Below are 22,698 nucleotides of genomic sequence, written 5' to 3'. Positions count from 1 at the left end.
CCCCCTCGCTGCACCCGTCACCGTGGTCATCCGGCGGGCACCCCATGCCCGCCTCGAACAAAACCTATAAGGAGCCACCCATGTACGAGCGAACGCAACACCTGAGTGAACTCATCGACCGCAGTCCTCTGTCCGCCCTGCAAATGCGGGTGCTATTGCTGTGTTTCCTGATCGTCCTGCTGGACGGCTTCGACACCGCCGCCATCGGCTACATTGCCCCGGAACTGATCCAGCACTGGAACATCGAGCGGGCACAACTGGCCCCGGCCTTCGGTGCCGGGCTGTTCGGCATGCTCCTGGGCAGTTTCTGTTTCGGCCCCCTGGCCGACCGCCACGGACGCAAGGTCGTGCTGCTGACCTGCGTGGCGATCTTCGGCCTGGGCACCCTGGCCACGGCGCTTTCACCGAACATCGAAGTGCTGAGCATCCTGCGCTTTGTCACCGGCATCGGCCTGGGCGGCGTGCTGCCCAACTGCATCACCCTGAGCTCGGAATACTCCCCGGCGCGGCGGCGCATGCTGCTGGTGACCCTGAGCTATTCCGGCTTCACCCTGGGCCTGGCCCTGGGCGGCGCGGTGGCCGGCGCGCTGCTGCCCCGGGTGGGCTGGCAGGGCCTGCTGCTGATCGGCGGCCTGGCGCCCCTGCTGCTGTTGCCGGTGCTGTACCTGGCGCTGCCGGAATCGGTGTGCTTCATGGCCAACAGCCCGCGCCACACCGCCACCTTGCGCCGCATCATCACCCGCATCAGCGGCCAGTCCGACTGGGAACGGGTACGACTGGTGGGCGATAGCGGCGAGGCCGGTGCACGCTCACCGCTCTGGGCATTGTTCAGCCCCGGCCAGCTGGCCCGCACCCTGCTGCTGTGGCTGACCTTCTTCTGCTGCCTGTTCGTGTTCTACCTGCTGACCAACTGGCTGCCCACGGTGCTGCGGGCCAGCGGCTACGACACCGGCGGCGCGGCACGGATCAGCGCCATGATTCCCTTTGGCGGCGTGCTCGGCGGCATAGCCATGGCCCTGCTGATGGACCGCATCGGCGCCCTGCGCATCCTGCCCTGGCTGTGCCTGATCGCCGCCTGCGCCCTGGCCCTGACCGGCAGCCAACTGCACAGCGCCGCCGGCACCCTGGCCATCGTGTTCCTGGCCGGTTTCAGCCTCACCGGCACCCTGAACAACCTCAGCGTGGTGGCCGCCACCCTCTACCCCACCGCCTCCCGGGCCACCGGCGTGGCCTGGGCCCTGGCGGCGGGCCGTGCCGGCTCCATCGTTGGCTCGCTGCTCGGTGGCTGGCTGTTCAACAACGCCGGGGGCCTGGAAAAATTCTTCATGTGGATTGCCATCCCGGTGCTGCTGGCCGCGCTGGCGCTGGGGCTGATGAACCGCGCTCGGCACACAGCGGACACTGAGGCCAACGCAGCGGCTTGAATAAACAGTGCTCGCGTTTTTTGCCCAGCCACGCGCGGATATGGATGTCCATGGCTGGCGCTCGGCACGAAAATCGCGATACTGCGCGACGGCATGCCAGCTAGTCACTGGCGTGCCGTCCAATCCAATACTGACGGACAAGGCCTGGACCATGAGCAGCCAAAAAACCACCGTTGGCGACATCGTGCTGATCCCCATCACCCAAGGCTTCAGGCCGGCCAAGGTGCTGTACGTTTCACAGCGCTACAAAGACACGATCCTGCTGGGCCTCTACGCAACCTGCGTCAGTGCCCAGCAACTGCCCGAGCCGCTTGCCGACACCTTTGCCCTGCTGCTCTATACCTCCAGGGCACCTGTGCAAAAGCAGCGCTGGCCCCGTGTAGGCCATGAAGCCCTGCGAGAAAGCCAGACCCGACTCGACCTGAGAGTGGTGGCCGGAGAGCTTTGGCAGGGTGATGAACATTTGGGGGTGGCCTCGGCAGAACAGCGCAAAACCCTGCCTGAGATGCTGGTCATGGGGGCAGCCCTGGTAGAGAAAAAAGCTGCAGCACTCCGCTAGGCAGAGACGGCTGCAAGCGCTGCCGGACAGACCATGGCGTTACCCCTTGCGAGGTCACGCCATGGTGCTTGCCGCCCTGCCTTCAAAAAATATCGATCGGGTAATCGGTAATCAGCCGGAACTCATCGATATTGCCCTCGCCCTGGGCCACGTTGGCCCGGTGCCAGGTCTGGCGCAGGCGGAAGCTCAGGTCTTTCAGCGGGCCGTTCTGCACCACATAGCGCGCTTCGAAGTTGATTTCGCGGTGCACGCCGTCCTGGCCATACATCCCGGCGTAGGCGCTGCCTGCCGGGGTGTGCGTGCCGTCGATGCCGGAGCCGCGCAGGTAGCGGGTCATCAGGTTCCAGCCGGGCATGCCGTAGCCGGCCAGCGACAGGTCGTAGCGCAGTTGCCAGGAACGCTCGTTGGGGCCGTTGAAGTCCGAGTACTGCACCGAGTTGGGCAGGTAGATCGAGGCGCCCTGGTCGCGGCCATTGCGGCCGTTGCGGTCCAGGTCGCCCACCCCCAGGTAGTCGAACGGGGTGTTGCCGTCGACGTTCTGCAGCGCCAGGGTCAGGCGGTGGGCGCCCAGGCCATAGAACACCGAGGCGCCCAGGGTGGTGTTGTCGATGGCGCCGGCTCTGGCCCGGCCGGTGTCGAGGGTGCGGTAGAGGTTGAGGTCGAAACCGGCCTGCTGGCCCTGCCCCAGGTCGGTACGGCCATTGAGGTTGGCGTAGTACTGGTTCCAGATGTCGGCGAAACGCGCCGCATAGAAGCTGGCGCCCAGGTCTTCGGTGAACGCGTACTGGCCGCCCAGGTAGTCCACCGAGGGTGTGGTGACGCCGGCATAGAAGGCCCAGAGGTCGCCATTGCTGTTGGTGGTGACGTGGCCGGTGGCCGAGGTGAAATGCCCGGCCTGCAACTTGAGTTTGTCCAGTTCCTGGCTGTCCAGGGCAAAGCCGGTGGCGGTTTCCGGAATCAGGCGGTTGTGGCCGACGGCGAACACCGGGGTGTCCACCGACTGCTCGCCGAAACGCAGCACGCTGTTGGAGACTTTCAGTTTCAGCGCGGCACCGGCCTTGGCGTATTCGTCCGCCGGCTTGCCGTTGTCGTGGATCGGCAGGTTGTAGGTGCCGGTCTTGCCCCCGGAGGCATCCAGCTTGAGCCCGAGGGTGGCGAAGGCATCCACGCCGACGCCGACCGTGCCCTGGGTGAACCCGGATTCGAAGCGGCCGATAAAACCCTGAGTCCAGTCCTTGCGGTCGGCACGGCCGTCCTGGACGCTGCGGTTGAGGTAGTAGTTGCGGGCCAGGATGCGCAGATGGCTGTCCTCGATGAAACCGGCCGGCTCCTCCCCGGCCCCATGGACGCTCCAGGGCAGGCAACCCAGCAGCGGCAGCAGCAAAAGCGGTGAACGGCGCATTACGTCAGACATGGCAAAACCCTTGGTGAATTATTGTTTTTGTAAAGGTGACGACAGGGATCGACAGTGGCCAAAGGCCCCGTGGGAGCCGGCTTGCCGACGAAGGCGATCACGCGGACCGCTTCGCCGACCAGCCGGCTCCCGCAAACGGGGTGCTCCGGAACTCAGGGTTGGATCGGCAACGGCTTGGGCGCCTCGGCGTCCAGCGGGCGCTGGCCGCGAAAGCGCAGGTAGTAGATGAGCAGGATCAGCGCCAGGAACGGCAGCCCGCAGACCAGGGTCAGGAAGAACTGCTCGGTGAACAGCGTGGTGATCATCACCGCCAGCATCAGCAACAGCCCTCCCAGGCTGGTCCAGGGATAACCCCAGAGCTTGAACGCCAGGGGTTCGGAGCCCTGTTGCCGGCGAAAGAACAGGTGGGTGAGGAAGATCCCGGCCCAGGTGAACATGGCGCCAAACATGGCGATGGACATCATCAGGGTGAAGGCTTTTTCGGCGTAGGCCAGGTACAGCAAGGTGGCCAGGGCAATCCCCAGGGACGACAGCAGCAGCGCCGCCAGGGGCACGCCATTGTTGGTCAGGCGCCCGAACAGCGACGGCGCCTGGCCGGCCCGGGACAGGCTGAACATCAGCCGCGTGGTGATGTACAGCTGGCTGTTCATCGCCGACAGCGCCGCCACCAGGATCACCGCATTGATCACCCCGCCGGCATAGGGAATGCCGGTGGCCGCCATGACCATGACAAAGGGGCTTTCGCCGCCGGTGTTGCGGCTCCAGGGCACGATGGCCAGGACCAGGGCAATGGTCAGCAGGTAGAACACCACCAGGCGCACCATGGTGATGCGAAAGGCCCGGGTCACTGCACGTTCCGGGTCCTTGGCCTCGCCCGCGGCCACGGCGATCATCTCGATGCTCAGGTAACTGAAGAAGGCCACGATCACCGCCACCCAGGTGCCCCAGGCGCCGTTGGGAAAGAAGCCGCCCTCGTTGCTGTAGTTGGCAAAACCGATGCCCGAGCCAGGCGCCGCGCCGTACACCACCCAGGCCCCGAGCAGGATGAACACCAGGATGGCGCACAGCTTGAGCAGCGAGAACACATACTCGATGCCGCCGAACACCTTGACGCTGAAGGCGTTGGCCAAAATCAGCGCCAGGGAGAAACCGAGCATCCAGTAACCGCCGGGCACCTCGGGGTACCAGTACTTCATGTACATCGCCGCCGCGGTGATTTCCGTGCCCACGGCAAACACGATGGAGGCCCAGTAGGCGTAGCGGATGGCAAAGCCGAACCAGGGCGCCACATAGAATTCGGCGAATGAACCGAACGAGCCGGACGTCGGATGGCGCACGGTCATTTCCGCCAGACAGCCCATCAGCAACAGGGCGATTACCGCGCCGATGGCGTAGCTCACCAGCACGCTGGGCCCGGCAAAGCCGATGGCGAAACTGCTGCCCAGAAACAGCCCGGTGCCGATGGCCCCGCCGATGGCGATCATCGACAGCTGGCCGCTGCTCAGGCTTTGCTTGAGGCCGTGTTCACGGTCTGCCACTTGTTTGAAGGTGCGTATTGTTTTTGTCATGACACTCTTGCTCCAAGGCTGGGCACGGGGTTCAGGTCACCGCTTTGCGGGCCAGGAACTGCGGCTGGTTCCATGCCTCGCTGACGAGGATGTCGCGCAGTGCGTCGACGCAGCTCCAGATGTCTTCAAAGCGGTTGTACAGCGGCGCGAAACCGAAGCGCAGGATGTCCGGCGCGCGAAAATCACCGACGATGCCCCGGGCAATCAGGGCCTGCATCACCGGGTAGGCCTGGGGGTGGCTCAGGGAAACCTGGCTGCCGCGCTGCTCGGCATCGCGCGGGGTCTGCAACTGCACGCCCAACCCGGCCAGTTGCTCGTCACACAGGCGGATAAACAGCTCGGACAAGGCCAGGCTCTTGCTGCGCAAGGCCTGCAGGTCGACGCCGTCGAACACCTCCAGCGCCGCTTCCAGGGCCAGCACACCCAACTGCGGCGCGGTGCCCACCAGCATCCGGTCAAGGCTCGGGTGGGGCTGGTAGTCATGGCTGAAATCGAAGGGCTTGGCGTGCCCGTGCCAACCGGTCAGCGGCTGGCGCAATTGGGCGATGTGACGCTCGGCGACAAACACGAAGGCCGGCGCGCCAGGGCCGCCATTGAGGTACTTGTAGCCGCAGCCCACGGCAAAGTCCGCGCCGGCCACGTTCAGCTCCACCGGCATGGCGCCGGCCGAGTGGCACAGGTCCCAGACCACCAGCACCCCCAGCTCGTGGGCCCGCGCGGTGATCGCCGCCATGTCGTAGCGGCGGCCGGTCTTGTAGTTGACGTGGGTCAGGGAGAGGATCGCCACCTGGTCGCTGAGGGCGTCGAGGATCTGCTCCGGGTCAACGCACTGCAGCCGGCAGCCGGTCAGCTCCGCGACGCCCTGGGCGATGTACACATCGGTGGGAAAGTTGCCGTTCTCCGCCAGGATCACCCGGCGCGACGGCTGCATGCGCAAGGCCGCCACCAGCACCTTGAACAGGTTGATCGAGGTGGAGTCGGCCACTATTACTTCGTGCCCCTGGGCCCCGATCAGCCCGGCGATGCGGGCCCCGGTGCGCTGCGGCGCGGGGTACCAGTCGGCGTCGTTCCAAGAGTTGATCAGGCCCTCGGCCCACTCCACCTTGAGCACCTGCTCCAGGCGTGCCGGAACATGGGCCGGCATGGCCCCCAGGGAGTTGCCGTCGAGGTAGATCTTGTGTTGCGGCAAGGTAAAACGCTGGCGACAGAAGGCCAGCGGGTCTGACTGATCCAACTGCTGGATCTGCTCCCGGGTACAGGGCGCGGAACGGCTCATGACGATCCCTCGGTATCGATGATTGGGGCGCCGGGGCCGCAGCAAACGGCCCTGGCGAGTCCGGATGCTAGCCAGGGTCGTCATTACTGGATAATAGAAAAGGCGGCCCTTTGTATTCCCACTGGTAATACCCAGCCCTGCTCACCGCCGGCCCTCCATCGGCGGGCCGCTCGGTAGCGCCGCAGCCGCCACAGCGCTGGCGCAAAGGCCCTGTCGAGGACTTTTATTTGCCAAGGCTATTTCAAGTTGGTACGCCATGTGCAAACGTTTGCGAGTTGCATTTTTGTGGGTGTTCGCCACCGCCCTGCGGGGGAACGGACATCAGGGACTTCACACCGCACGAACAGGGACTTTCCATGCACAATCGCTTCCCCCGCCCGGCTTGCCGCGGCCTGTCGGCTGCTTCCTTCGGGCTGGCCGGCGTTACCGCGCTACTCAGCCACGCCGCGCAGGCCCAATCCCCCGCCCCGGACGCATCAGCCCAGGGCGAAAGCCTGAGCGCCGAGGTCCAGCCTGCGAAACAGGGCGCCTACCTTTCCGACTGGTACAACCAGGACCTGATGCTGATCGGCAGCAAGGACATCAGCTTCGGCCCGCGCCCGGCGGACGACATCTACCTGGAATACGAATACTTCGGACGCAAAGGCCCCTTCGAGCTGTACGGCTACATCGACCTGCCGAAGATCCTCGACATCGGCAACAGCCACGACAAGGGCATCTGGGACCACGGCTCGCCGCTGTTCATGGAGCACGAACCGCGCATCTCCATCGACTACCTGGCCGGCCGCAGCCTGGCCATCGGCCCGATCAAGGAGTGGTATGTGGCCTTCGACTGGATCTACGACCACGGCAGCCGCACCGCCAACCGCGCCAACACCCTGTACAGCGGCCTGGGCACCGACATCGACACCCATTCCCGGGTCAACCTCTCGGCCAACTTCTACGGCCGCTACCAGTGGGAAAACTACGGCGCCAGCAACGAGTATTCCTGGGACGGCTACCGCGCCCAGCTGAAATACATCGTGCCCATCGACAGCTACAGCAACGGCGCCTCGCTGACCTACATCGGTTTCACCAATTTCGATTTCGGCTCCGACTTGCACAAGGACAACCCGGCGCGCACCGCCAATGCCACGGTGGCCACCAACGTGCTGCTGTATGCCTTCACCCACCTGCGCTTCACCCTGGTGGGCCGCTACTTCCACAACGGCGGCAACTGGGAGGATGGCAGCGTGCTGAATTTCGGCGATGGCGAGTTCCGTGCCCGCTCCAATGGCTGGGGCTATTACGCCGGGGTCGGTTATCAGTTCTAGAAGCAGCGGCAAGCGGCAAGCGCCGTCTGTTTGTAGCTTGAGGCTTGTAGCTTGAGGCTTGGTATTTCTGAAGATGAAGGAGGTTGTATGCGTGGGATTCAAAAGGTTTCGTGGGTATTGGGCTTGAGCGCGCTGATGGTCAGCGGCGCCTGGGCCAATGAGGCACCGATCACGCCCAAGGTGGTGCTGATCAGCATGTTCGCGCCGGAAGCGCAGCACTGGATCGAGCGCCTGGAGCTCAAGCGCGAGATTCGCGTGCCGGGGCTGGCGGCGGAGTATCCGAGCATTCGCTGCAATGACCGGGACGTGTGCCTGTTGACCACCGGCATGGGCCAGACCAATGCCGCGGCCTCGACCCTGGCCCTGGCTCTGTCGCCGAAGTTCGACCTGCGCAAAAGCTATTTCCTGATTGCCGGGATCGCCGGCATCAGCCCGTACCACGGCACCATCGGCACCGCCGCCTGGGCTCATTACCTGGTGGAGTTCGGCACCCAGTGGGAAATCGACTCCCGGGATGCGCCCAAGGACTGGCCCACCGGCTACCTGGGGATCAACACCAAGGGCCCCAACGAAAAACCGCCCCTGGACTACAAGACCGAAGTCTTCGAGCTGAACCCGAAACTGCAAGCCAAGGCCTTCGCCCTGAGCCGCAACGTGCCACTCAGCGAGAGCCAGGAATCGGCAGCCTGGCGCCTGAAATACCCCAAGGCCCCAGCCAACCAGCCGCCGGTGGTGACCCGCTGCGACACCCTGGCAGGCAACACCTGGTTCTCCGGCACTCGCCTGAGCGAACGGGCCGAAGTCTGGACCCGCCTGCTGACCGACAACAAAGGCACCTACTGCACCACCCAGCAGGAAGACAACTCCACCTACGAAGCCTTGCTGCGGGCCAGCCGCGAGGGCCTGGTGGACATCCAGCGCCTGGCGGTGCTGCGCGCCGGCTCCGACTTCGACCGCCCGGCACCGGGGGCCAGCGAAGTGGACAACCTGCTCAAGTACGCCGACCAGGGCGGCTTTGTCCCGGTCCTGGAGAACCTCTACCGGGCCGGCAATCCGCTGGTGCAGGACATTCTCGACAACTGGTCGACCTGGGAAAAAGGCGTCCCCGACGCCTGATCTCCCACCCCATGCCCCATAACCCGTAGGAGCCGGCTTGCCGGCGAAGGCGCTCTCAGGGGCCTCTTCGCTGGCAAGCCAGCTCCTACGGGGCGCAGGTGCAGCGTGGGCGCTCAGGGCATGAGGATGACTTTCTCGCCACGCCCCTGGTTCACTTCGGCGTAGCGCTCCAGCCCCTGCTCCAGTGGCGACTCGACCAAGCCTTCGGGCAGCGGCAGCAGGCCTTCATCAAAGTAGCGGCCGAACTGCTCCAGCATCGCCGCGCACGCCTCTACGCCATACAACAGCGAGTTGATCCCCACCACCGAGCCACCCTTGCGGTACAAGGCCAGGGCCGGCAGTTGCACCTGGCCGTCCAGCGGCGCGGCAATGATGGCGATACGGCCAAAGGTGGCCAGGGCCGGCACTGCCGCTGGCAGCCAGAAGCCGGTGGTGTCGAAGATCACCTCGGCGCCGTCGGCATACACCTCGGCCACCTGGGTCGCCAGGGCTTCCGGCTGTTGCAGGTGCAGGGTCGGATAGCCCAGCGTTTCAAGTGCCTGGACCTGCTCGGCCCGCCGCGCCGCCGCCAGCACCCGGGCCCCGCGCACCTTGGCCAAAGCCAGGGCCGCCGTGGCCACCGCGCCGCCACCGATCACCAGCAGCCGCGTGCCGCTCGTCACGCCGCTGCGCTCCAGGGCATCCCAGGCGGTGGTGTATGGCACCCCGAGGCTCGCGGCCTGGGCAAAGCTCAGCTGCCGGGGCTTGCGGGCCACGCCCCGGGCGGACAGCACCACGTACTGGGCATGGCTGCCGTCGGCGAAGAAACCCAGCTCCTTGCCGGTGCCCCAGACCTCCTGACCGATCAGCTCGGCCGGCCCCTGCTCCACCACCCCGGCAAAATCCCGCCCGGGAATCCGCGGCAGCGTGGTGTAGGGAAAGCGCCCGAGCACATTCTTCACGTCGCTGGGGTTCAGGCCCGCGGCCTGGATACGCACCAGCACCTGGCCGGGGCCCGGCAGCGGCGTGGGAAGGTCCACCAGGCGCAGGGCAGCGAGGTCGCCGGTGGCGGAAAATTGCAGTGCTTTCATCGTCGGTTCCATGCGTCAGGGAGAAAGGAAAAACCCGGGTTCAGGACAGCCAGCTGCTCAAGAGCTGGCGCCCCAGCGGCCACAACTGCTCACCGCCGAGCATGCCCAACAGGCCCACCAGGGCAATCGCCGGCGGCGCCGGGGAACGCACCTGCAAGGCGCCGTAAAGCAGGCCGACCAACAGGCCGGCGGCCAGGGAAATCAGGTAGTTCATGCTGCGCTCCAGAAGCCGTGCTGTTGATGCCGGGGTGAGGTGGCGTGTGCGGCACAGTCTAGGTGGCGGCGGCCTGCGGCATCGGCCAAGTGCTTCAGGATTTCGGCCAAAGCCGAAACCCGGGCGGGCGCTTGGCTGGCGTCCGCCTGATGCACCTCGGGGGCTCTGCGGAGCTTCGCGTCTCCTGCGCAGCCGTTCGCAGCCTGCGGCAGCGGCTACACCAGGCTGGCGTATTGGGAGGGCGCGACACCCAGTTCGCGGCGGAACATGTCGCTGAAGCTGCTGGGGGAATAGCCCAGCTCCCGGGCAATGCGGCTCACCGGTACGCCCTGGATCAGCTCCGCGGCAGCGGTGGCCAGTTGCACCTGGCGCCGCCATTCGGCAAAGCCCAGGCCCAACTGCTCCTTGAACAGCCGCGCCAGGGTGCGCACGCTGGCCCCGGCCGCGTCAGCGTGCTGTTCAAAGGAAATGGCCAGGGACGGCGCCGCCATGACCGCCTGGCACAGGCTGCCCAGGCGCCGGTCGGAGGCGTCCGGCAGGGCGATCTTCAGCAGCGAGCGGCGGGCCCGTCGCAGCTCCAGCAGGGCCAGTTGCACCAGGGCCTCGTAGTAATCCGTCTGCGGCGGCTCGAGTTCCACCAGGCGCACGATCAGCTCCCGCAGCAGGTTGTCCACCTGCAGCACCTGGACGCTGGGGTCCAGGGTCGCCGCCAGGGATGGGCGCAGGTAGATATTGCGCATCTGCAGGTCGCTGACCACGCGAATCCCGTGCCGTACCCCGGGCGGCAGCCACACCGCCCGCTGCGGCGGCACCACCAGGGCCTCGGTGGGCGTCTCGACCCACATCACCCCGCTCATGGCATACAGCAACTGGCCCCAGGCGTGCTCGTGGGGCTCGATGAACAAGCCGCGCGGATAGGTGCGAGCCAGGGGTTGCAGTGGGATCGCGGTGTCGCTCAGATCGGGAGGGGTGGCCAGGGCCATGACAAGCTCGCAACGGGTCAGCGGGCGCCCATGGTAACCAGCAGCCGCAGCGCTCGCCAGACGCTGGGAGCGCTCCGGGCGCGGACTTTTCCCCGGGCCCTGGCGGCCTCGCCCCGGCCTTGGGCCGGTCAGGCGCGGAGCCAGGACCGTTGGCGCCAGAGTCGGCCAATCAAAGTGAATTTTTTCCAGCCCACAGGATCACTCAAGGATCACAGGGAGGAATCAAGGCTCTATGAACAACGCAAAACTCTTCGTCATCGAATACACCCTTCACGGCGCGCCCAAGTCCTTCATCATTCGCCAGGAAAAGATGGACAACGCCGAGGCCTGGCACTGGGCCAGTTGCGATGCCGGTGTCGGTCGCATCGGCCGTTTCGGCCGCGAACGGGTGAAGAAAACCAGCAAGCCGATGGCCGAGAAATTCGGCATCGAGAACGTCACCTGGCGCCCTTCGGTCTAGGCGCTGGCGATGCGGGTGGAGCCCTGTGGCGCCACCCGCCTGACGGCTTCAGCCGTGGGCGCCCTTGGCGCATTTGCAGCCTTCGGTGGAGGCGCAAGGCTCACCATGGGCATGGTGATCGGCGCACGCCTGACAGCAGTAGTGCTTACCGTGACGGACAATCGAGTGGGCTCCAAGCTTGCAGGTGCAAGCCGGACAGGCACAGGTTTGATTGGACATGACAAGGCTCCTCTTGAGCGGCCTTCTGGTGGGACTCGATCAGCGCAGCGCCCGCAACAGCAACGGCCAGCGCAGGGTTCGAGTACCTGGAAAGGTTAGGCCAATCCGCTCCCCTCACCCGGCCACAAGCGACTAAAGTGGTTCAGCCAGGGCAAACGCCGACGGACGGACACCCGCCCCGCCAATGCCGCTGTCGCGACCTGACAACCATCACTCAAGGTCCTTCGCCGCCATGACCATGCTCTACGACGAACGCCTCGACGGCGCCCTGCCCGAGGTCGACCGCCAGGCCCTGATCCAGGCCCTGCGCCAGCAGCTTCCAGAGCTGGAACTGCTGGACCAGCAAGCGCAGCTCAAGCCCTACGAGTGCGATGGCCTCAGCGCCTACCGCAGCATGCCGATGCTGGTGGCCCTGCCCCGGCATCTGGACCAGGTGCAGCGCATCCTGCAGATCTGCCATGCGCACCGGGTGCCGGTGGTGGCCCGGGGCGCGGGGACCGGCCTGTCCGGCGGCGCCCTGCCCCTGGAGAAAGGCCTGCTGCTGGTGATGGCGCGCTTCAAGGACATCCTGCAGATCGACCCCGCCGCCCGTTGCGCCCGGCTCCAGCCCGGGGTGCGCAACCTGGCGATCTCCCAGGCCGCCGCGCCCTTCGGCCTGTACTACGCCCCCGACCCGTCTTCGCAGATCGCCTGTTCGATTGGCGGCAACGTCGCGGAAAACGCCGGCGGCGTGCACTGCCTGAAATACGGCCTGACCGTGCACAACCTGCTCAAGGTCGAGATGCTCAGCGTCGAGGGCCAGCCCCTGACCCTGGGCAGCGAGGCCCTGGACGCGCCGGGCTTCGACCTGCTGGCGCTGTTCACCGGCTCCGAAGGCCTGCTGGGGGTGATCACCGAAGTCACGGTCAAGCTGCTGCCCAAGCCGCAGATCGCCAAGGTGCTGCTGGCGGCCTTCGACTCGGTGGAAGCCGCCGGCCGCGCGGTGGCCGAGATCATTGCCGCGGGGATCATCCCCGGCGGCCTGGAGATGATGGACAACCTGGCGATCCGCGCCGCCGAGGACTTCATCCACGCCGGCTACCCGGTGGACGCCGCGGCCATCCTGCTGTGCGAGCTGGACGGCGTGGAAGCCGATGTCCACGACGACTGCGAGCGGGTGCGCCAGGTGCTGCAACGGGCCGGCGCCAGCCAGGTGCGCCTGGCCCGGGACGAGGCCGAGCGCGTGCGCTTCTGGGCCGGGCGCAAGAACGCCTTCCCGGCGGTGGGGCGCCTGGCGCCGGACTACTACTGCATGGACGGCACCATTCCCCGCCGCCAGCTGCCGGGGGTGCTGCGGGGCATCGCGCGCCTGGCCGAGGAACACCAGCTGCGGGTGGCCAACGTGTTCCATGCCGGCGACGGCAACATGCACCCCTTGATCCTGTTCGACGCCAACCAGCCCGGCGAACTTGAGCGGGCCGAGGCCCTGGGCGGCAAGATCCTCGAACTGTGCGTGGCAGTGGGCGGCAGCATCACCGGCGAACACGGGGTGGGCCGGGAGAAAATCAACCAGATGTGCGCCCAGTTCAACCATCACGAGCTGAGCCTGTTCCACGCCATCAAGGCCGCCTTCGACCCCAGCGGCCTGCTCAACCCCGGGAAGAACATCCCGACCCTGCAGCGCTGCGCGGAGTTCGGCGCCATGCACGTCCACCATGGGCAACTGCCCTTCCCCGAACTGGAGCGGTTCTGATGAGCACGGACAGCGATTTCGATGCCGCAGAAGAGTTGCTGGAGCAGGTGCGCGACGCCTTGCAGAGCAACACCCCGCTGCGCATCCAGGGCTCCAACAGCAAGGCCTTTCTCGGCCGCGAGTGCGCCGGGGAAATCCTCGACACCCGCAGCCATCGCGGCATCGTCAGCTACGACCCCACGGAGCTGGTGATCAGCGCCCGGGCCGGCACCCCGCTCGCCGAGTTGCACGCCACCCTGGACGCCGCCGGGCAGATGCTGCCCTGCGAACCGCCATCCTTCGGCGCCGGCGCCACCCTGGGCGGCATGCTCGCCTGCGGCTTGTCCGGACCGCGTCGGCCCTGGGCCGGCGCGGTGCGCGATTTCGTCCTCGGCACCCGGATCATCAGTGGCAGCGGCCAGCACCTGCGCTTTGGCGGCGAGGTGATGAAGAACGTCGCCGGTTATGACCTGTCGCGGCTGATGGCCGGCAGCTACGGCTGCCTGGGGCTGATCACCGAAGTCTCGCTGAAGGTCCTGCCCAAGCCCCGGCAATGCCTGAGCCTGAGCCTGGAAATGGACCGCCAGCGGGCCCTCGCGCAACTGGCCGAATGGGGCCAGCAACCCTTGCCGATCAGCGCCGCCTGCCATGACGGCGAGCGCCTGCACCTGCGCCTGGAAGGCGGCGCAGGCTCAGTGGCGGCGGCCCACGAACGCCTCGGCGGCGAGCCCCTGGATTCGGGCTACTGGACCTTGCTCAACGAACAGCAACTGGATTTTTTCAACCCCGGCCTGCCGCTGTGGCGCCTGTCGCTGCCGCACAACACGCCGCTGCTGGCACTGCCCGGCGAACAACTGCTGGACTGGGGCGGCGCCCAGCGCTGGCTGAAGAGCGATGCCACGGCGGCCGAGATCCGCGCCGCCGTCAGCGCCGTTGGCGGCCACGCCAGCTGCTACAGCCACGGCCTGCAGGACAGCCCGTTCCAGCCCCTGGCGCCGACCCTGCTGCACTACCACCAACGGCTCAAGGCGCAGCTGGACCCGCAAGGGATTTTCAACCCCGGCCGACTCTACGCGGAGCTCTAACCCATGCAGACCACCCTCAGCCCCGAGGCCCGGCAACTGCCCCGGGCCGCCGAAGCCGAGCGCATCCTGCGCAGTTGCGTGCACTGCGGTTTCTGCAACGCCACCTGCCCCACCTACCAGTTGCTGGGCGACGAGCTGGACGGCCCGCGGGGGCGCATCTACCTGATCAAGCAGGTGCTCGAAGGCGCCCCGGTCACCGCCCAGACCCAGCAGCACCTGGACCGCTGCCTGTCCTGCCGCAACTGCGAGAGCACCTGCCCGTCCGGGGTCGACTACCACAACCTGCTGGACATCGGCCGCGCCGTGGTCGATGCAGCCCTGCCCCGGCCCGCCGGCCAGCAACTGCTGCGCCGTGGCCTGCGAGCGCTGAGCGCCAACCCGCAACTGTTCAAGGCCCTGATCCAGGGCGGCAGCCGCCTACGCCCGCTGCTGCCCCAGGCCCTGCAGGACAAGCTGCCGCGCCAGGTGCCCAGCGCCAAACCGCGCCCCGCCCCAGGCCATTCGCGGCGCGTGCTGTTGCTTGAAGGCTGCGTGCAGCCGGGGCTGTCGCCCAATACCAATGCCGCCACGGCGCGGGTTCTCGACCGCCTGGGCATCAGCGTGCAGCCGGTTGCCGAGGCCGGCTGCTGCGGCGCCGTGGACTATCACCTCGACGCCCAGGAAGCCGGCCTGCAACGGGCCCGACGCAATATCGACGCCTGGTGGCCCCAGCTGCAACAGGGCGCCGAAGCCATCGTCCAGACCGCCAGCGGCTGCGGCGCCTTCATCAAGGATTACCAGCACCTGCTGGCCCACGACCCGGCCTACCGCGACAAGGCCCGGCAGGTCAGCGCCCTGGCCCGGGACCTGGTGGAAGTGCTGCGCGATGAACCCCTGGAGCAGCTCGGCGCCCACAGCGACCAGCGCCTGGCCTTTCATTGCCCCTGCACCCTGCAGCACGCGCAAAAGCTCGGCGGCGCCGTGGAAAGCCTGCTGCAACGCCTGGGTTTCCACCTCACCGCGGTGCCCGACAGCCACCTGTGCTGCGGCTCGGCGGGCACCTATTCACTGACCCAGCCAGCGCTGGCGCGGCAACTGCGGGACGACAAGCTGCGGGCCCTGGAAAGCGGCCAGCCGGACCTGATCGTCACCGCCAATATCGGCTGCCAGAACCATCTGGATGGCGCCGGCCGCACCCCGGTGCGGCACTGGATCGAAGTGCTGGAAGACGCGCTGCGCTAGGCGCCAAGCTGCAACAAGCTCCAAGCTCCAAGCTTCAAGCTTCAAGCTTGTGGCTTGCGGCTTGCCGCTGATGGCTTCTGACTCCGGTACATGAACAGCAGCGCCAGGGCCAGGCACAGCATCGCCAGCAGGCGGTTGGACGACAGCTCGATGGCCGGGTTGCCGAACCAGCCGAAGTTGTCGATCAGCATGCCCATGCCCAGTTGCCCGAGGATCACCGCCACCGTGGCCACCGCGGTGCCGACCCGGGGCACCGCGCCGACCATCACCAGCATGTAAACCACCCCGAACAGCGCGCCGCAAAGCTGCCACTTGGGCGCCTGGAGCAAGGTCATGGCCTGGGGTGGCTGGAAAAACACAATCAGCAGCCCGGTGATCAAGGCCCCCACGGCAAAGGTCAGCAGGCTGCTGCGCAGCACCCCGACGCTTTCTCCCAGGCGGCCATTGATCGCCGCCTGCACGCTGAGCACCGCACCGGCGCCCACCACCAGAACCAGCAATAGAATCAGATTCATCTTCAACCTCGGGCCATCAGGATCAGGGCCACGACAATCAGCGTCAGGGCCAGCCAGCGTTCTGCATTGACCGGTTTGCGAGCACTGCCGAACCAGCCGTAATGGTCGATCAGCACGCTCTTGCCAACCTGCCCGGAAAGGATCGCGATCATGGTCATGGCAATGCCGATATGGGGCGTGGCCAGGGTCAGCACCACCACGTAGATAGGTCCCAGCACCCCGCCCAGCAGTTGCCAGCGCGGCAACTGACTCAAGGCCGGGCCGGGCTGCGGGCCGCTGAACAACAGCAGCAGAAACAGCAACGCCGCGCCCACGCCGAAGATGCTCAGGGTGGCCCACAAGTGCCCGACCTGAGCGCCCAGCGGGCCGAGCAGACCGGCCTCCACCGACAGGCCCATGCCGGCCAGGATCACCAGCGGCAAGAGCATCAGGCGCTGCCAGCCGGCGCGGGATTCAGTGACCGGCGCCAGGTTTGGCAACGCGGGTTCGACAACATCGGAAGACATGCAATACCTGCCTGAGATCAAGAAACGGCAGGCATTATCGATTGCACCTGCTTTGCGATAAATGCCAGCATGCCGACAACTCTTTTGCGCAAAACGCACAGCAGGACTCCCTCATGCAAGGCTTCAACGACCTCGGTTTCAAGGCCCTGCGCCTGTTCATCGCGGTGCTCGACCAAGGCAGCTTCTCGGCCGTGGCGCGCCGCGAGGGGCTGGCGCCCTCGTCCATCTCGCGGCAGATCCAGCTGATGGAGCAGGCCCTGGGCCAGCAGTTGCTCTATCGCCACACCCGCGCCGTCAGCCCCACCGAGGCCGGGCGCTTGCTGGGCCACCATGCGCGGCGGGTGCTGGCGCAATGGGAAGAAGCCGAACAGGCGCTGCAGGAACAGCAGGACGAACCGGCCGGGCTGGTGCGGATCAACGCCCCGGTGGTGTTCGGCCAGCGTCACCTGTCGCCCTGGCTTGGCGAACTGCTGGGCCGCTACCCCAAGCTGCAACTGGACATCCAGCAGACCGACAACTACATCGACCCCTTGCAGGACGGCACCGACCTGCTGTTTCGCATCGGCACCCTGGAAGACTCCTCGATGCAGGCGCGCCTGCTGGCCCCGCAGCGCTACCGGGTGGCGGCCAGCCCGGCCTACCTGGCCCGGCACGGCACACCGCACCACCCGGAGCAGCTGCAACAGCACCAGTGCCTGGCCTACAAGGGCGAAACCGGACAGCAGCGCTGGTTCTTCCGCCAGGGCCACCAGGACTGGACCTGCTACAGCGTCAAGGGCCCGCTGACCGGCAACCACGCCGACACCCTGACCCAGGCCGCCGAACAGGGCCTGGGGCTGGTGATGTTTCCTTCCTGGCTGATTGGCGAAGCCCTGCACCAGGGCCGACTGGTGGGCCTGTTCGAAGGCTTCGAAGTGGCCACCAGCCTCGAACCGCAGCAGATCGCCGCCCTGTGGCCCGGCAGCCGCCGGTTGTCAGTGAAAGTGCGCACCGTGATCGACTTCTTCGTCGAGAAATTCGGCCCCGAGCCGTACTGGGATCGCTAGCGCCACCGCCACCCGCCCGGTCACCGTAGGAGCTGGCTTGCCAGCGAAGGCGTCGGCAAGACCGGCACAAGACTCAGCGGCTCCTTCACCGGCAAGCCGGCGCCTAGAGGAAGAGTTGGGCAATCAGCCAGGCGTTGGCGGCGCTGATGATGGCGAACAGGCTCCAGGCGAGGATCCGGGTCGGCCAGCGGTTGACGAATTCGCCCATCAGGCGCCGGTCGTTGGTCATGCGGATCAGCGGGTACAGGGCGAACGGCAACTGCAGGCTGAGCACCACCTGGCTCAGCACCAGCAGTTGGCCCACGGCGCCGTCACCCAGCAGCCAGACGCCGATGAACGCCGGGATCAGGGCCAGCCCGCGGGTGATCAGGCGCCGTTGCCAGCAGGGAATCCGCAGGTTCAGGTAGCCCTCCATGATCACTTGCCCGGCGATGGTGCCGGTGAAGGTCGAGCTCTGCCCCGAGGCCAGCAGCGCCACGCCGAACAGCACGCTGGCCAGGGCTCCGCCCACCAGGGGGTCGAGCAGGTGGTAGGCGTCCTGGATTTCCACCACGTCGCTGTGGCCGGTGTTGTGGAAGGCCGCGGCGGCGAGAATCAGGATCGCCGCGTTCACCAGCAGCGCCAGGGCCAGGGAGCCGATGGTGTCGATCCGCGCCAGCTTGATGGCGTCGGCGCGGCTGGCCCGGTCCTGGCCGATCAGCCGGGTCTGCACCACGGAGGTGTGCAGGTACAGGTTGTGCGGCATCACCGTGGCGCCGAGGATGCCGATCGCCAGGTACAGCGGCGCCGCATCGCTGATGGCCGCGAGCGACGGGGTGAAGCCCCGGGCCACGTCCGGCCAGTAGGGTTTGATCAGCAGCAGTTCAATGAAAAAACACACGCCGATGGTCGCCACCAGCGCCAGCATGATCGCCTCCAGCCGGCGAAAGCCGCGGTTCTGCAAGGCCAGCACCAGCAAGGTGTCGAAGGCGGTGATGACGATCCCGGTGCTCAGCGACACCCCCAGCAACAGGTGGAACGCCAGGGCGCAGCCCAGCACTTCGGCAAGATCAGTGGCGATGATCGACACCTCGGCCGCCAGCCACTGGGCTCGGGCCGAACGGCGGCTGTAGCGCTCCCGGCACAGTTGCGCCAGATCGCGCCCGGTGGCGATGCCCAGGCGCGAGCACAGGCATTGCACCGCCATCCCCGCCAGGCTCGCCAGCAGCACCACGAACAGCAGGCTGTAGCCATAGCGCGAGCCGGCTTCGATGGCCGTGGCCCAGTTGCCCGGGTCCATGTAGCCGATGGAGATCAGCAGCCCGGGCCCGGCAAAGCGCAGCAGGCGCTTGAACAACGAGGCACGGGGATCGACGGACACGGAACCCGCCACTTCCGGCGGACAAAAGGGCGCTGTGGCGATTTTCGGCAGGCTGAATTTCACGGGGGATTTCCACAACGAATTGGCGCAAGGGCCCAGCTTAGAGGTTTCAGCGCGGGCACCCAAGCCTGAATCTTGACCATGCAGGCGCGTATGCTACCGCCTTTGCAACGCCTGGCGGCCCCCGCCGCAGGCTTCGATACCACGCCCAAGGTGGCCCCGTGAACAACCCTGCGACCACTCCCCGACCCGACAGCCTGCCGCCCTTCCTGCAACCCGGCGACCGGGTCCTGCTGTTCGATGGGGTGTGCAAGCTGTGCAATGCCTCGGTGCAGTTCGTGATCCGCCACGACAGCCAGCGGCGGATCAAGCTGGCGTCGATGCAATCGCCCCAGGGCCAGGCCCTGCTGAAGTGGTTCGGCCAGCCCAGCGAAGCGTTCGACACGGTGCTGCTGATCGAGGACCGGGGCCTGTCCCAGCGCTCCGAAGCGTTTATCCGCCTGATGGCGCAACTGCCCGCGCCCTGGCGCTGGCTGCGCCTGCTGCGCTGGATCCCGCGGCCGCTGCGGGACTGGGCCTACGACCGGATCGCCAGCAACCGCTACCGCTGGTTCGGCCGCCACCAGGTGTGCCTGCTGCCCAGCCCCGAGCATCGAGGGCGCTTTCTCGACGATCCGTCCTGAGGTTCGGGTCGCGCCCGGTCAGTTGGGCTGGCGACGGAAGAACAGGCTGACCTGCCCCAGCTCGAAGCCGAACTTGGTCATGTAGGAACGATTGGCCAGGGTGTTTTCGTCCAACAGAAACATCCAGTCGTCGAAGTGCACCTGGTAGGTCTTGCCGTCCACCGGCAGGTTGAGCACGTAGCGCCAGCGCAGGGCATTGCCGGACACTTCGCCCAGGGCCTCGCCGACCACATCGTCGGCGGTGCCGCGCCACAGGCCGGGCCCCGCCGGAACCAGGGTCCAGACCCGGGTCTGGCGGGTGCCGTCGCTGTAGGTGAAGTCCTCGTGCATGATGAATTTCTCGCCCTCGCTGCGGCTGTCGATCTGCACATGGAAGCGCTTGATCACCTCGCCGGAGCGCTTCTGGAACAGGCCCCAGGCCTCGACCCGGCCACTGAAGAACTGGCGCAGTTCCAGCTCGGGCTTCTGGTCACGGTATTGCTTGACGTCGAGGTCGCTGCACGCGACCAGGCCAAGGCACAGCAACAGCAAGTATTTCTTCAACATGCAACCTCTCCTGTGCTGCGCCCGCTATTGGCCCAGCAGTTGTGCGCGCAGCTGCGGATTGCGGGTGCGCGGGTCGAGCCAGATGGCGAAAAACGCCCGGGCGAAAGCTTCGTCCTCGACCTTGTACTGCAAGCGCTGGTCGACAAAGAACTGCACCCCGTGCCCGGGCAGGAACACCCCGGTGATGCGCTGGCCCGGCTCGACATCGACGAAGGCGCGCTGCATCTGCGCCTGCCAGTCCTTGAGTTGCGCCGGGCTCACCGCGCTGCCGGACAGGCGCTGGATCTCGTCGAGGCTGGTCTGCACCAGATCGTCGCGGCTGATCGTGCGCCGGTAGGTCAGTTCCAGGGCGAAGGGGCTGTCGTCCGCCAGAGGTAACGCCCTGCCCCAGAGCCGCGCGTGATAGACCTTGAAGCCGAACCAGCTGAACTCGCCGCTGCCCAGCAGCCGGGCATCGGGCAGCGAGGCCTGCCAGTCGGCGCTGGCCGTGGCGCTGAGCAGCACCAGCAGCCACCACCACCGGGCCATCCCCACTCGCCGGATGCGCTTCATTCAAGGCTGCCTGCGCAACAGTTGGAGAAACTCCTGGCGGGTGCTGGCCGACTCGCGGAAGGCCCCCAGCATTACCGAGGTGTTCATCAGCGAGTTCTGCTTCTCGACCCCGCGCATCATCATGCACATGTGTCGCGCTTCGATGACCACCGCCACCCCGGCCGCCCGGGTCACTTCCTGGATCGCCTCGGCAATCTGCCGCGTGAGGTTCTCCTGGATCTGCAGGCGTCGCGCATACATGTCGACGATCCGCGCCACCTTGGACAGGCCCAGCACCTTGCCGGTGGGGATGTAGGCCACATGGGCCTGGCCGATGAAGGGCAGCAGATGGTGCTCGCACAGGGAGTACAACTCGATGTTCTGGACCATCACCATCTCGTCGCTGGTGGAGCTGAACAAGGCACCGTTGACCAGTTCTTCGAGGCTGGTTTCGTAACCATGACACAGGTAGCGCAAGGCCTTTGACGCTCGCTGCGGGGTGTCCCGCAGGCCTTCGCGTGAGGGGTCTTCACCCAGACCCTGGAGAATGCCGTGAAAGTGCTGCGAAAGAGGATCGTGCATGGCGCATGGGTTCCGAAAAGCTGGCGAGGCGGGCAATTCCTTGCACGTGCCAAGGAAAAAAAGAGCGCCGAGGTGGCCGACCGCACAACTGACCCAGCCCCGGTTCCACCCGGGCCTAACCTCGGAGCCCCAAAAGTGTGGAGAGCGACCGCCTGCCCCTGAAAGGATTGAGCAGGCATCGACACATTCCACCCTTAAAAACCTATACGACAATTTAAATTTTGTACAATTTTTATCGTTAAAAACCAGCTTAAATGCCTAAATACTTGTACAAAACCGCTTCTAATCGATTCAAAAGCTTTTCGCTGTACAAGAAAAAGCAGCAGCACACCGCACTCCCGGCCACCTTCCTGCCAGCACATACGCGCCAAATGCTGCGTTGGATGCTAGCGTGGCGCACCGTTTATCCACTGAGTGCGCCCATGCTGCTGTTAAAACTGCTGACGGTTCCCGGATTCCTCTGGCTGATCTCCCTGGCGAGCCGGCGCTGGGGCCCGAATGTCGCCGGCTGGCTGGCGGGGTTTCCGGTGGTGGTGGGACCGATCCTGCTGTTTCTGGCCCTGGAGCAAGGCACGGCCTTCGCCACCCAGGCGGCGGGGGCCGCCCTCTCGGCGTTGCTGGCGATGATCGCCTTCAGCGTCGCCTACACCCATGCCGCGCAGCGCCTTGCCTGGCCCGGGGCCCTGGCCGTCGCGACCCTGGTCTGGGCTGTGCTGGCCGGAGCCATTACCCGGATGCCGCCCTCGTTGGGCTTGTCCGTGGCCTGCGCCGCCGGCGGCCTGCTCCTGGCACCGCGCCTGTTTCCCCGGGTGGGCGACCTGCCCGCGGCCCCCGCGCCGCGTTCCGACAAACTGCCCTACCGGATGCTCGCCGGGGCCGCGCTGACCCTGGCGGTGACCCTGCTGGCCAGCACCGTGGGCGAGCGCTGGAGCGGCATGCTCGCGGTGTTCCCGGTGCTCGGCAGCGTGCTGGCGGTGTTCTCCCACCAGAGTCACGGCGTGGCCTTCACCACCGTGCTGCTGCGCTCGCTGAGCACCGGCCTGTATTCCTTTGCGGCGTTCTGCCTGGTACTGGCCGTGGCCTTGCCCAAACTGGGAATGCTGGCCTTTGCATTGGCAGTGGCGGTGTCGATGCTGGTGCTGGGCTTGAGCAAGCGGTTGTTGGCGCGAAATACCACCAACTGCGCTGCCAGGCAACGTCCATGAACCGCAAATAAACCGTCACAAAGCCTCGGCATTCAGAGACTGGCGCCGAACTCTGGCACTCATGCATCATGCATCGTCAGTCTTATGGAAG

General features: G+C 66.3%; 24 protein-coding genes. 11 read left to right on the top strand and 13 right to left on the bottom strand.

What is annotated here, in order from left to right; genetic code table 11:
- The first annotated feature begins 80 nt into the window (after window positions 1-80).
- The gene (locus GWQ44_RS30395) at window positions 81-1,424 is read left to right on the top strand and encodes an MFS transporter (protein ID WP_275929059.1); all 1,344 of its coding nucleotides are present in this window, start codon (window positions 81-83) and stop codon (window positions 1,422-1,424) included.
- Window positions 1,425-1,575: 151 nt separating this feature from the next.
- Window positions 1,576-1,983, top strand: coding sequence for a hypothetical protein (locus tag GWQ44_RS30390; RefSeq protein WP_103740263.1), 408 nt, complete (start codon window positions 1,576-1,578; stop codon window positions 1,981-1,983).
- Window positions 1,984-2,065: 82 nt separating this feature from the next.
- On the opposite strand, the gene GWQ44_RS30385 is transcribed toward GWQ44_RS30390, so the two are convergent.
- From GWQ44_RS30385 to kynU, 3 genes are all read right to left on the bottom strand, one after another.
- On the bottom strand, window positions 2,066-3,397 hold the full coding sequence (locus tag GWQ44_RS30385) for an OprD family porin (protein WP_275929058.1): 1,332 nt from the start codon (window positions 3,395-3,397) through the stop codon (window positions 2,066-2,068).
- Between the two features lie 152 nt (window positions 3,398-3,549).
- A complete protein-coding gene (locus tag GWQ44_RS30380; RefSeq protein ID WP_275929057.1) occupies window positions 3,550-4,965 on the bottom strand; it encodes an amino acid permease in 1,416 nt (471 codons plus the stop codon).
- A gap of 31 nt (window positions 4,966-4,996) precedes the next feature.
- Complete coding sequence (kynU, locus tag GWQ44_RS30375; RefSeq protein WP_275929056.1) at window positions 4,997-6,241, bottom strand: kynureninase; 1,245 nt, start codon at window positions 6,239-6,241, stop codon at window positions 4,997-4,999.
- Window positions 6,242-6,597: 356 nt separating this feature from the next.
- Here kynU and GWQ44_RS30370 point away from each other — a divergent pair, with 356 nt between their 5' ends.
- Together GWQ44_RS30370 and GWQ44_RS30365 are read left to right on the top strand one after the other, a co-directional pair.
- A complete protein-coding gene (locus tag GWQ44_RS30370; RefSeq protein ID WP_047303441.1) occupies window positions 6,598-7,554 on the top strand; it encodes a nucleoside-specific channel-forming protein Tsx in 957 nt (318 codons plus the stop codon).
- 87 nt (window positions 7,555-7,641) lie between these two features.
- Window positions 7,642-8,670 carry a purine nucleoside permease gene (locus GWQ44_RS30365; protein ID WP_275929055.1) on the top strand — a complete coding sequence of 343 codons (1,029 nt, stop codon included), beginning with the start codon at window positions 7,642-7,644 and terminating at the stop codon, window positions 8,668-8,670.
- Window positions 8,671-8,783: 113 nt separating this feature from the next.
- Here GWQ44_RS30365 and GWQ44_RS30360 read toward each other — a convergent pair whose 3' ends face one another.
- From GWQ44_RS30360 to GWQ44_RS30350, 3 genes are all read right to left on the bottom strand, one after another.
- A complete protein-coding gene (locus GWQ44_RS30360) occupies window positions 8,784-9,740 on the bottom strand; it encodes a zinc-binding alcohol dehydrogenase family protein (RefSeq protein ID WP_275929054.1) in 957 nt (318 codons plus the stop codon).
- A 40-nt stretch (window positions 9,741-9,780) separates the two neighbouring features.
- Window positions 9,781-9,954: a DUF1427 family protein gene (locus GWQ44_RS30355; RefSeq protein ID WP_016965498.1), complete on the bottom strand. Its 174-nt coding sequence runs from the start codon at window positions 9,952-9,954 to the stop codon at window positions 9,781-9,783.
- Between the two features lie 215 nt (window positions 9,955-10,169).
- A complete protein-coding gene (locus GWQ44_RS30350) occupies window positions 10,170-10,937 on the bottom strand; it encodes a helix-turn-helix transcriptional regulator (RefSeq protein WP_047303435.1) in 768 nt (255 codons plus the stop codon).
- A gap of 232 nt (window positions 10,938-11,169) precedes the next feature.
- Between GWQ44_RS30350 and GWQ44_RS30345 the strand changes: the two genes are divergently transcribed.
- Window positions 11,170-11,397, top strand: a complete 228-nt coding sequence (locus GWQ44_RS30345; RefSeq protein ID WP_011060569.1) for a DUF6555 family protein — start codon at window positions 11,170-11,172, stop codon at window positions 11,395-11,397.
- A 48-nt stretch (window positions 11,398-11,445) separates the two neighbouring features.
- Here GWQ44_RS30345 and GWQ44_RS30340 read toward each other — a convergent pair whose 3' ends face one another.
- Window positions 11,446-11,616: a metallothionein gene (locus tag GWQ44_RS30340; protein WP_016965497.1), complete on the bottom strand. Its 171-nt coding sequence runs from the start codon at window positions 11,614-11,616 to the stop codon at window positions 11,446-11,448.
- A 232-nt stretch (window positions 11,617-11,848) separates the two neighbouring features.
- Between GWQ44_RS30340 and glcD the strand changes: the two genes are divergently transcribed.
- The 3 genes from glcD to glcF are packed head-to-tail and all read left to right on the top strand — an operon-like array spanning window position 11,849 to window position 15,633.
- Window positions 11,849-13,348 carry a glycolate oxidase subunit GlcD gene (glcD, locus tag GWQ44_RS30335; protein ID WP_275929053.1) on the top strand — a complete coding sequence of 500 codons (1,500 nt, stop codon included), beginning with the start codon at window positions 11,849-11,851 and terminating at the stop codon, window positions 13,346-13,348.
- A complete protein-coding gene (gene glcE, locus GWQ44_RS30330) occupies window positions 13,348-14,412 on the top strand; it encodes a glycolate oxidase subunit GlcE (protein WP_275929052.1) in 1,065 nt (354 codons plus the stop codon). The genes glcD and glcE overlap by 1 nt, the downstream gene beginning before the upstream one ends.
- 3 nt (window positions 14,413-14,415) lie before the next feature.
- The gene (gene glcF, locus GWQ44_RS30325; RefSeq protein ID WP_275929051.1) at window positions 14,416-15,633 is read left to right on the top strand and encodes a glycolate oxidase subunit GlcF; all 1,218 of its coding nucleotides are present in this window, start codon (window positions 14,416-14,418) and stop codon (window positions 15,631-15,633) included.
- Window positions 15,634-15,674: 41 nt separating this feature from the next.
- Here the strand turns inward: glcF and GWQ44_RS30320 are convergent, their stop codons facing one another.
- Complete coding sequence (locus GWQ44_RS30320; protein ID WP_275929050.1) at window positions 15,675-16,148, bottom strand: DMT family transporter; 474 nt, start codon at window positions 16,146-16,148, stop codon at window positions 15,675-15,677.
- Window positions 16,149-16,150: 2 nt separating this feature from the next.
- Window positions 16,151-16,576, bottom strand: coding sequence for a DMT family transporter (locus tag GWQ44_RS30315; RefSeq protein WP_233172619.1), 426 nt, complete (start codon window positions 16,574-16,576; stop codon window positions 16,151-16,153).
- 191 nt (window positions 16,577-16,767) lie between these two features.
- On the opposite strand from GWQ44_RS30315, the gene GWQ44_RS30310 reads away from it, so the two are divergent.
- Window positions 16,768-17,700, top strand: a complete 933-nt coding sequence (locus tag GWQ44_RS30310) for a LysR family transcriptional regulator (RefSeq protein WP_047303426.1) — start codon at window positions 16,768-16,770, stop codon at window positions 17,698-17,700.
- A gap of 103 nt (window positions 17,701-17,803) precedes the next feature.
- Here the strand turns inward: GWQ44_RS30310 and GWQ44_RS30305 are convergent, their stop codons facing one another.
- Window positions 17,804-19,123, bottom strand: coding sequence for an Nramp family divalent metal transporter (locus GWQ44_RS30305; protein ID WP_103740276.1), 1,320 nt, complete (start codon window positions 19,121-19,123; stop codon window positions 17,804-17,806).
- 158 nt (window positions 19,124-19,281) lie between these two features.
- On the opposite strand from GWQ44_RS30305, the gene GWQ44_RS30300 reads away from it, so the two are divergent.
- Window positions 19,282-19,743: a thiol-disulfide oxidoreductase DCC family protein gene (locus GWQ44_RS30300; protein ID WP_275929049.1), complete on the top strand. Its 462-nt coding sequence runs from the start codon at window positions 19,282-19,284 to the stop codon at window positions 19,741-19,743.
- A gap of 18 nt (window positions 19,744-19,761) precedes the next feature.
- Here the strand turns inward: GWQ44_RS30300 and GWQ44_RS30295 are convergent, their stop codons facing one another.
- The 3 genes from GWQ44_RS30295 to folE are packed head-to-tail and all read right to left on the bottom strand — an operon-like array spanning window position 19,762 to window position 21,402.
- Window positions 19,762-20,289, bottom strand: coding sequence for a DUF3833 domain-containing protein (locus GWQ44_RS30295; RefSeq protein ID WP_047303420.1), 528 nt, complete (start codon window positions 20,287-20,289; stop codon window positions 19,762-19,764).
- Window positions 20,290-20,313: 24 nt separating this feature from the next.
- Window positions 20,314-20,841, bottom strand: coding sequence for a chalcone isomerase family protein (locus GWQ44_RS30290; protein WP_275929048.1), 528 nt, complete (start codon window positions 20,839-20,841; stop codon window positions 20,314-20,316).
- Window positions 20,842-21,402, bottom strand: coding sequence for a GTP cyclohydrolase I FolE (gene folE, locus GWQ44_RS30285; protein WP_016963769.1), 561 nt, complete (start codon window positions 21,400-21,402; stop codon window positions 20,842-20,844).
- A 422-nt stretch (window positions 21,403-21,824) separates the two neighbouring features.
- Between folE and GWQ44_RS30280 the strand changes: the two genes are divergently transcribed.
- A complete protein-coding gene (locus tag GWQ44_RS30280) occupies window positions 21,825-22,607 on the top strand; it encodes a hypothetical protein (RefSeq protein WP_275929047.1) in 783 nt (260 codons plus the stop codon).
- Window positions 22,608-22,698: the final 91 nt, after the last annotated feature.

Origin of the sequence: Pseudomonas sp. 3MA1, assembly GCF_029237275.1 — a bacterium.
GTDB classification, from domain to species: domain Bacteria; phylum Pseudomonadota; class Gammaproteobacteria; order Pseudomonadales; family Pseudomonadaceae; genus Aquipseudomonas; species Aquipseudomonas fluorescens_AP.
The sequence above is the reverse complement of the archived record's forward strand: the minus strand, read 5'-3'. Positions and strand labels throughout refer to the sequence as shown.

Bases quoted from the DNA above. Each gene is read 5' to 3' on its own strand.
- kynU (WP_275929056.1), bottom strand. From the start codon at position 6,241: ATGAGCCGTTCCGCGCCCTGTACCCGGGAGCAGATCCAGCAGTTGGAT.
- GWQ44_RS30395 (WP_275929059.1), top strand. From the start codon at position 81: ATGTACGAGCGAACGCAACACCTGAGTGAACTCATCGACCGCAGTCCT.
- GWQ44_RS30340 (WP_016965497.1), bottom strand. From the start codon at position 11,616: ATGTCCAATCAAACCTGTGCCTGTCCGGCTTGCACCTGCAAGCTTGGA.
- GWQ44_RS30315 (WP_233172619.1), bottom strand. From the start codon at position 16,576: ATGCTCTTGCCGCTGGTGATCCTGGCCGGCATGGGCCTGTCGGTGGAG.
- GWQ44_RS30370 (WP_047303441.1), top strand. From the start codon at position 6,598: ATGCACAATCGCTTCCCCCGCCCGGCTTGCCGCGGCCTGTCGGCTGCT.
- GWQ44_RS30360 (WP_275929054.1), bottom strand. From the start codon at position 9,740: ATGAAAGCACTGCAATTTTCCGCCACCGGCGACCTCGCTGCCCTGCGC.
- folE (WP_016963769.1), bottom strand. From the start codon at position 21,402: ATGCACGATCCTCTTTCGCAGCACTTTCACGGCATTCTCCAGGGTCTG.
- GWQ44_RS30350 (WP_047303435.1), bottom strand. From the start codon at position 10,937: ATGGCCCTGGCCACCCCTCCCGATCTGAGCGACACCGCGATCCCACTG.
- glcE (WP_275929052.1), top strand. From the start codon at position 13,348: ATGAGCACGGACAGCGATTTCGATGCCGCAGAAGAGTTGCTGGAGCAG.
- GWQ44_RS30390 (WP_103740263.1), top strand. From the start codon at position 1,576: ATGAGCAGCCAAAAAACCACCGTTGGCGACATCGTGCTGATCCCCATC.
- GWQ44_RS30345 (WP_011060569.1), top strand. From the start codon at position 11,170: ATGAACAACGCAAAACTCTTCGTCATCGAATACACCCTTCACGGCGCG.
- GWQ44_RS30280 (WP_275929047.1), top strand. From the start codon at position 21,825: ATGCTGCTGTTAAAACTGCTGACGGTTCCCGGATTCCTCTGGCTGATC.
- glcF (WP_275929051.1), top strand. From the start codon at position 14,416: ATGCAGACCACCCTCAGCCCCGAGGCCCGGCAACTGCCCCGGGCCGCC.
- GWQ44_RS30355 (WP_016965498.1), bottom strand. From the start codon at position 9,954: ATGAACTACCTGATTTCCCTGGCCGCCGGCCTGTTGGTCGGCCTGCTT.
- GWQ44_RS30385 (WP_275929058.1), bottom strand. From the start codon at position 3,397: ATGTCTGACGTAATGCGCCGTTCACCGCTTTTGCTGCTGCCGCTGCTG.
- GWQ44_RS30380 (WP_275929057.1), bottom strand. From the start codon at position 4,965: ATGACAAAAACAATACGCACCTTCAAACAAGTGGCAGACCGTGAACAC.
- GWQ44_RS30295 (WP_047303420.1), bottom strand. From the start codon at position 20,289: ATGTTGAAGAAATACTTGCTGTTGCTGTGCCTTGGCCTGGTCGCGTGC.
- GWQ44_RS30290 (WP_275929048.1), bottom strand. From the start codon at position 20,841: ATGAAGCGCATCCGGCGAGTGGGGATGGCCCGGTGGTGGTGGCTGCTG.
- GWQ44_RS30310 (WP_047303426.1), top strand. From the start codon at position 16,768: ATGCAAGGCTTCAACGACCTCGGTTTCAAGGCCCTGCGCCTGTTCATC.
- GWQ44_RS30320 (WP_275929050.1), bottom strand. From the start codon at position 16,148: ATGAATCTGATTCTATTGCTGGTTCTGGTGGTGGGCGCCGGTGCGGTG.
- glcD (WP_275929053.1), top strand. From the start codon at position 11,849: ATGACCATGCTCTACGACGAACGCCTCGACGGCGCCCTGCCCGAGGTC.
- GWQ44_RS30365 (WP_275929055.1), top strand. From the start codon at position 7,642: ATGCGTGGGATTCAAAAGGTTTCGTGGGTATTGGGCTTGAGCGCGCTG.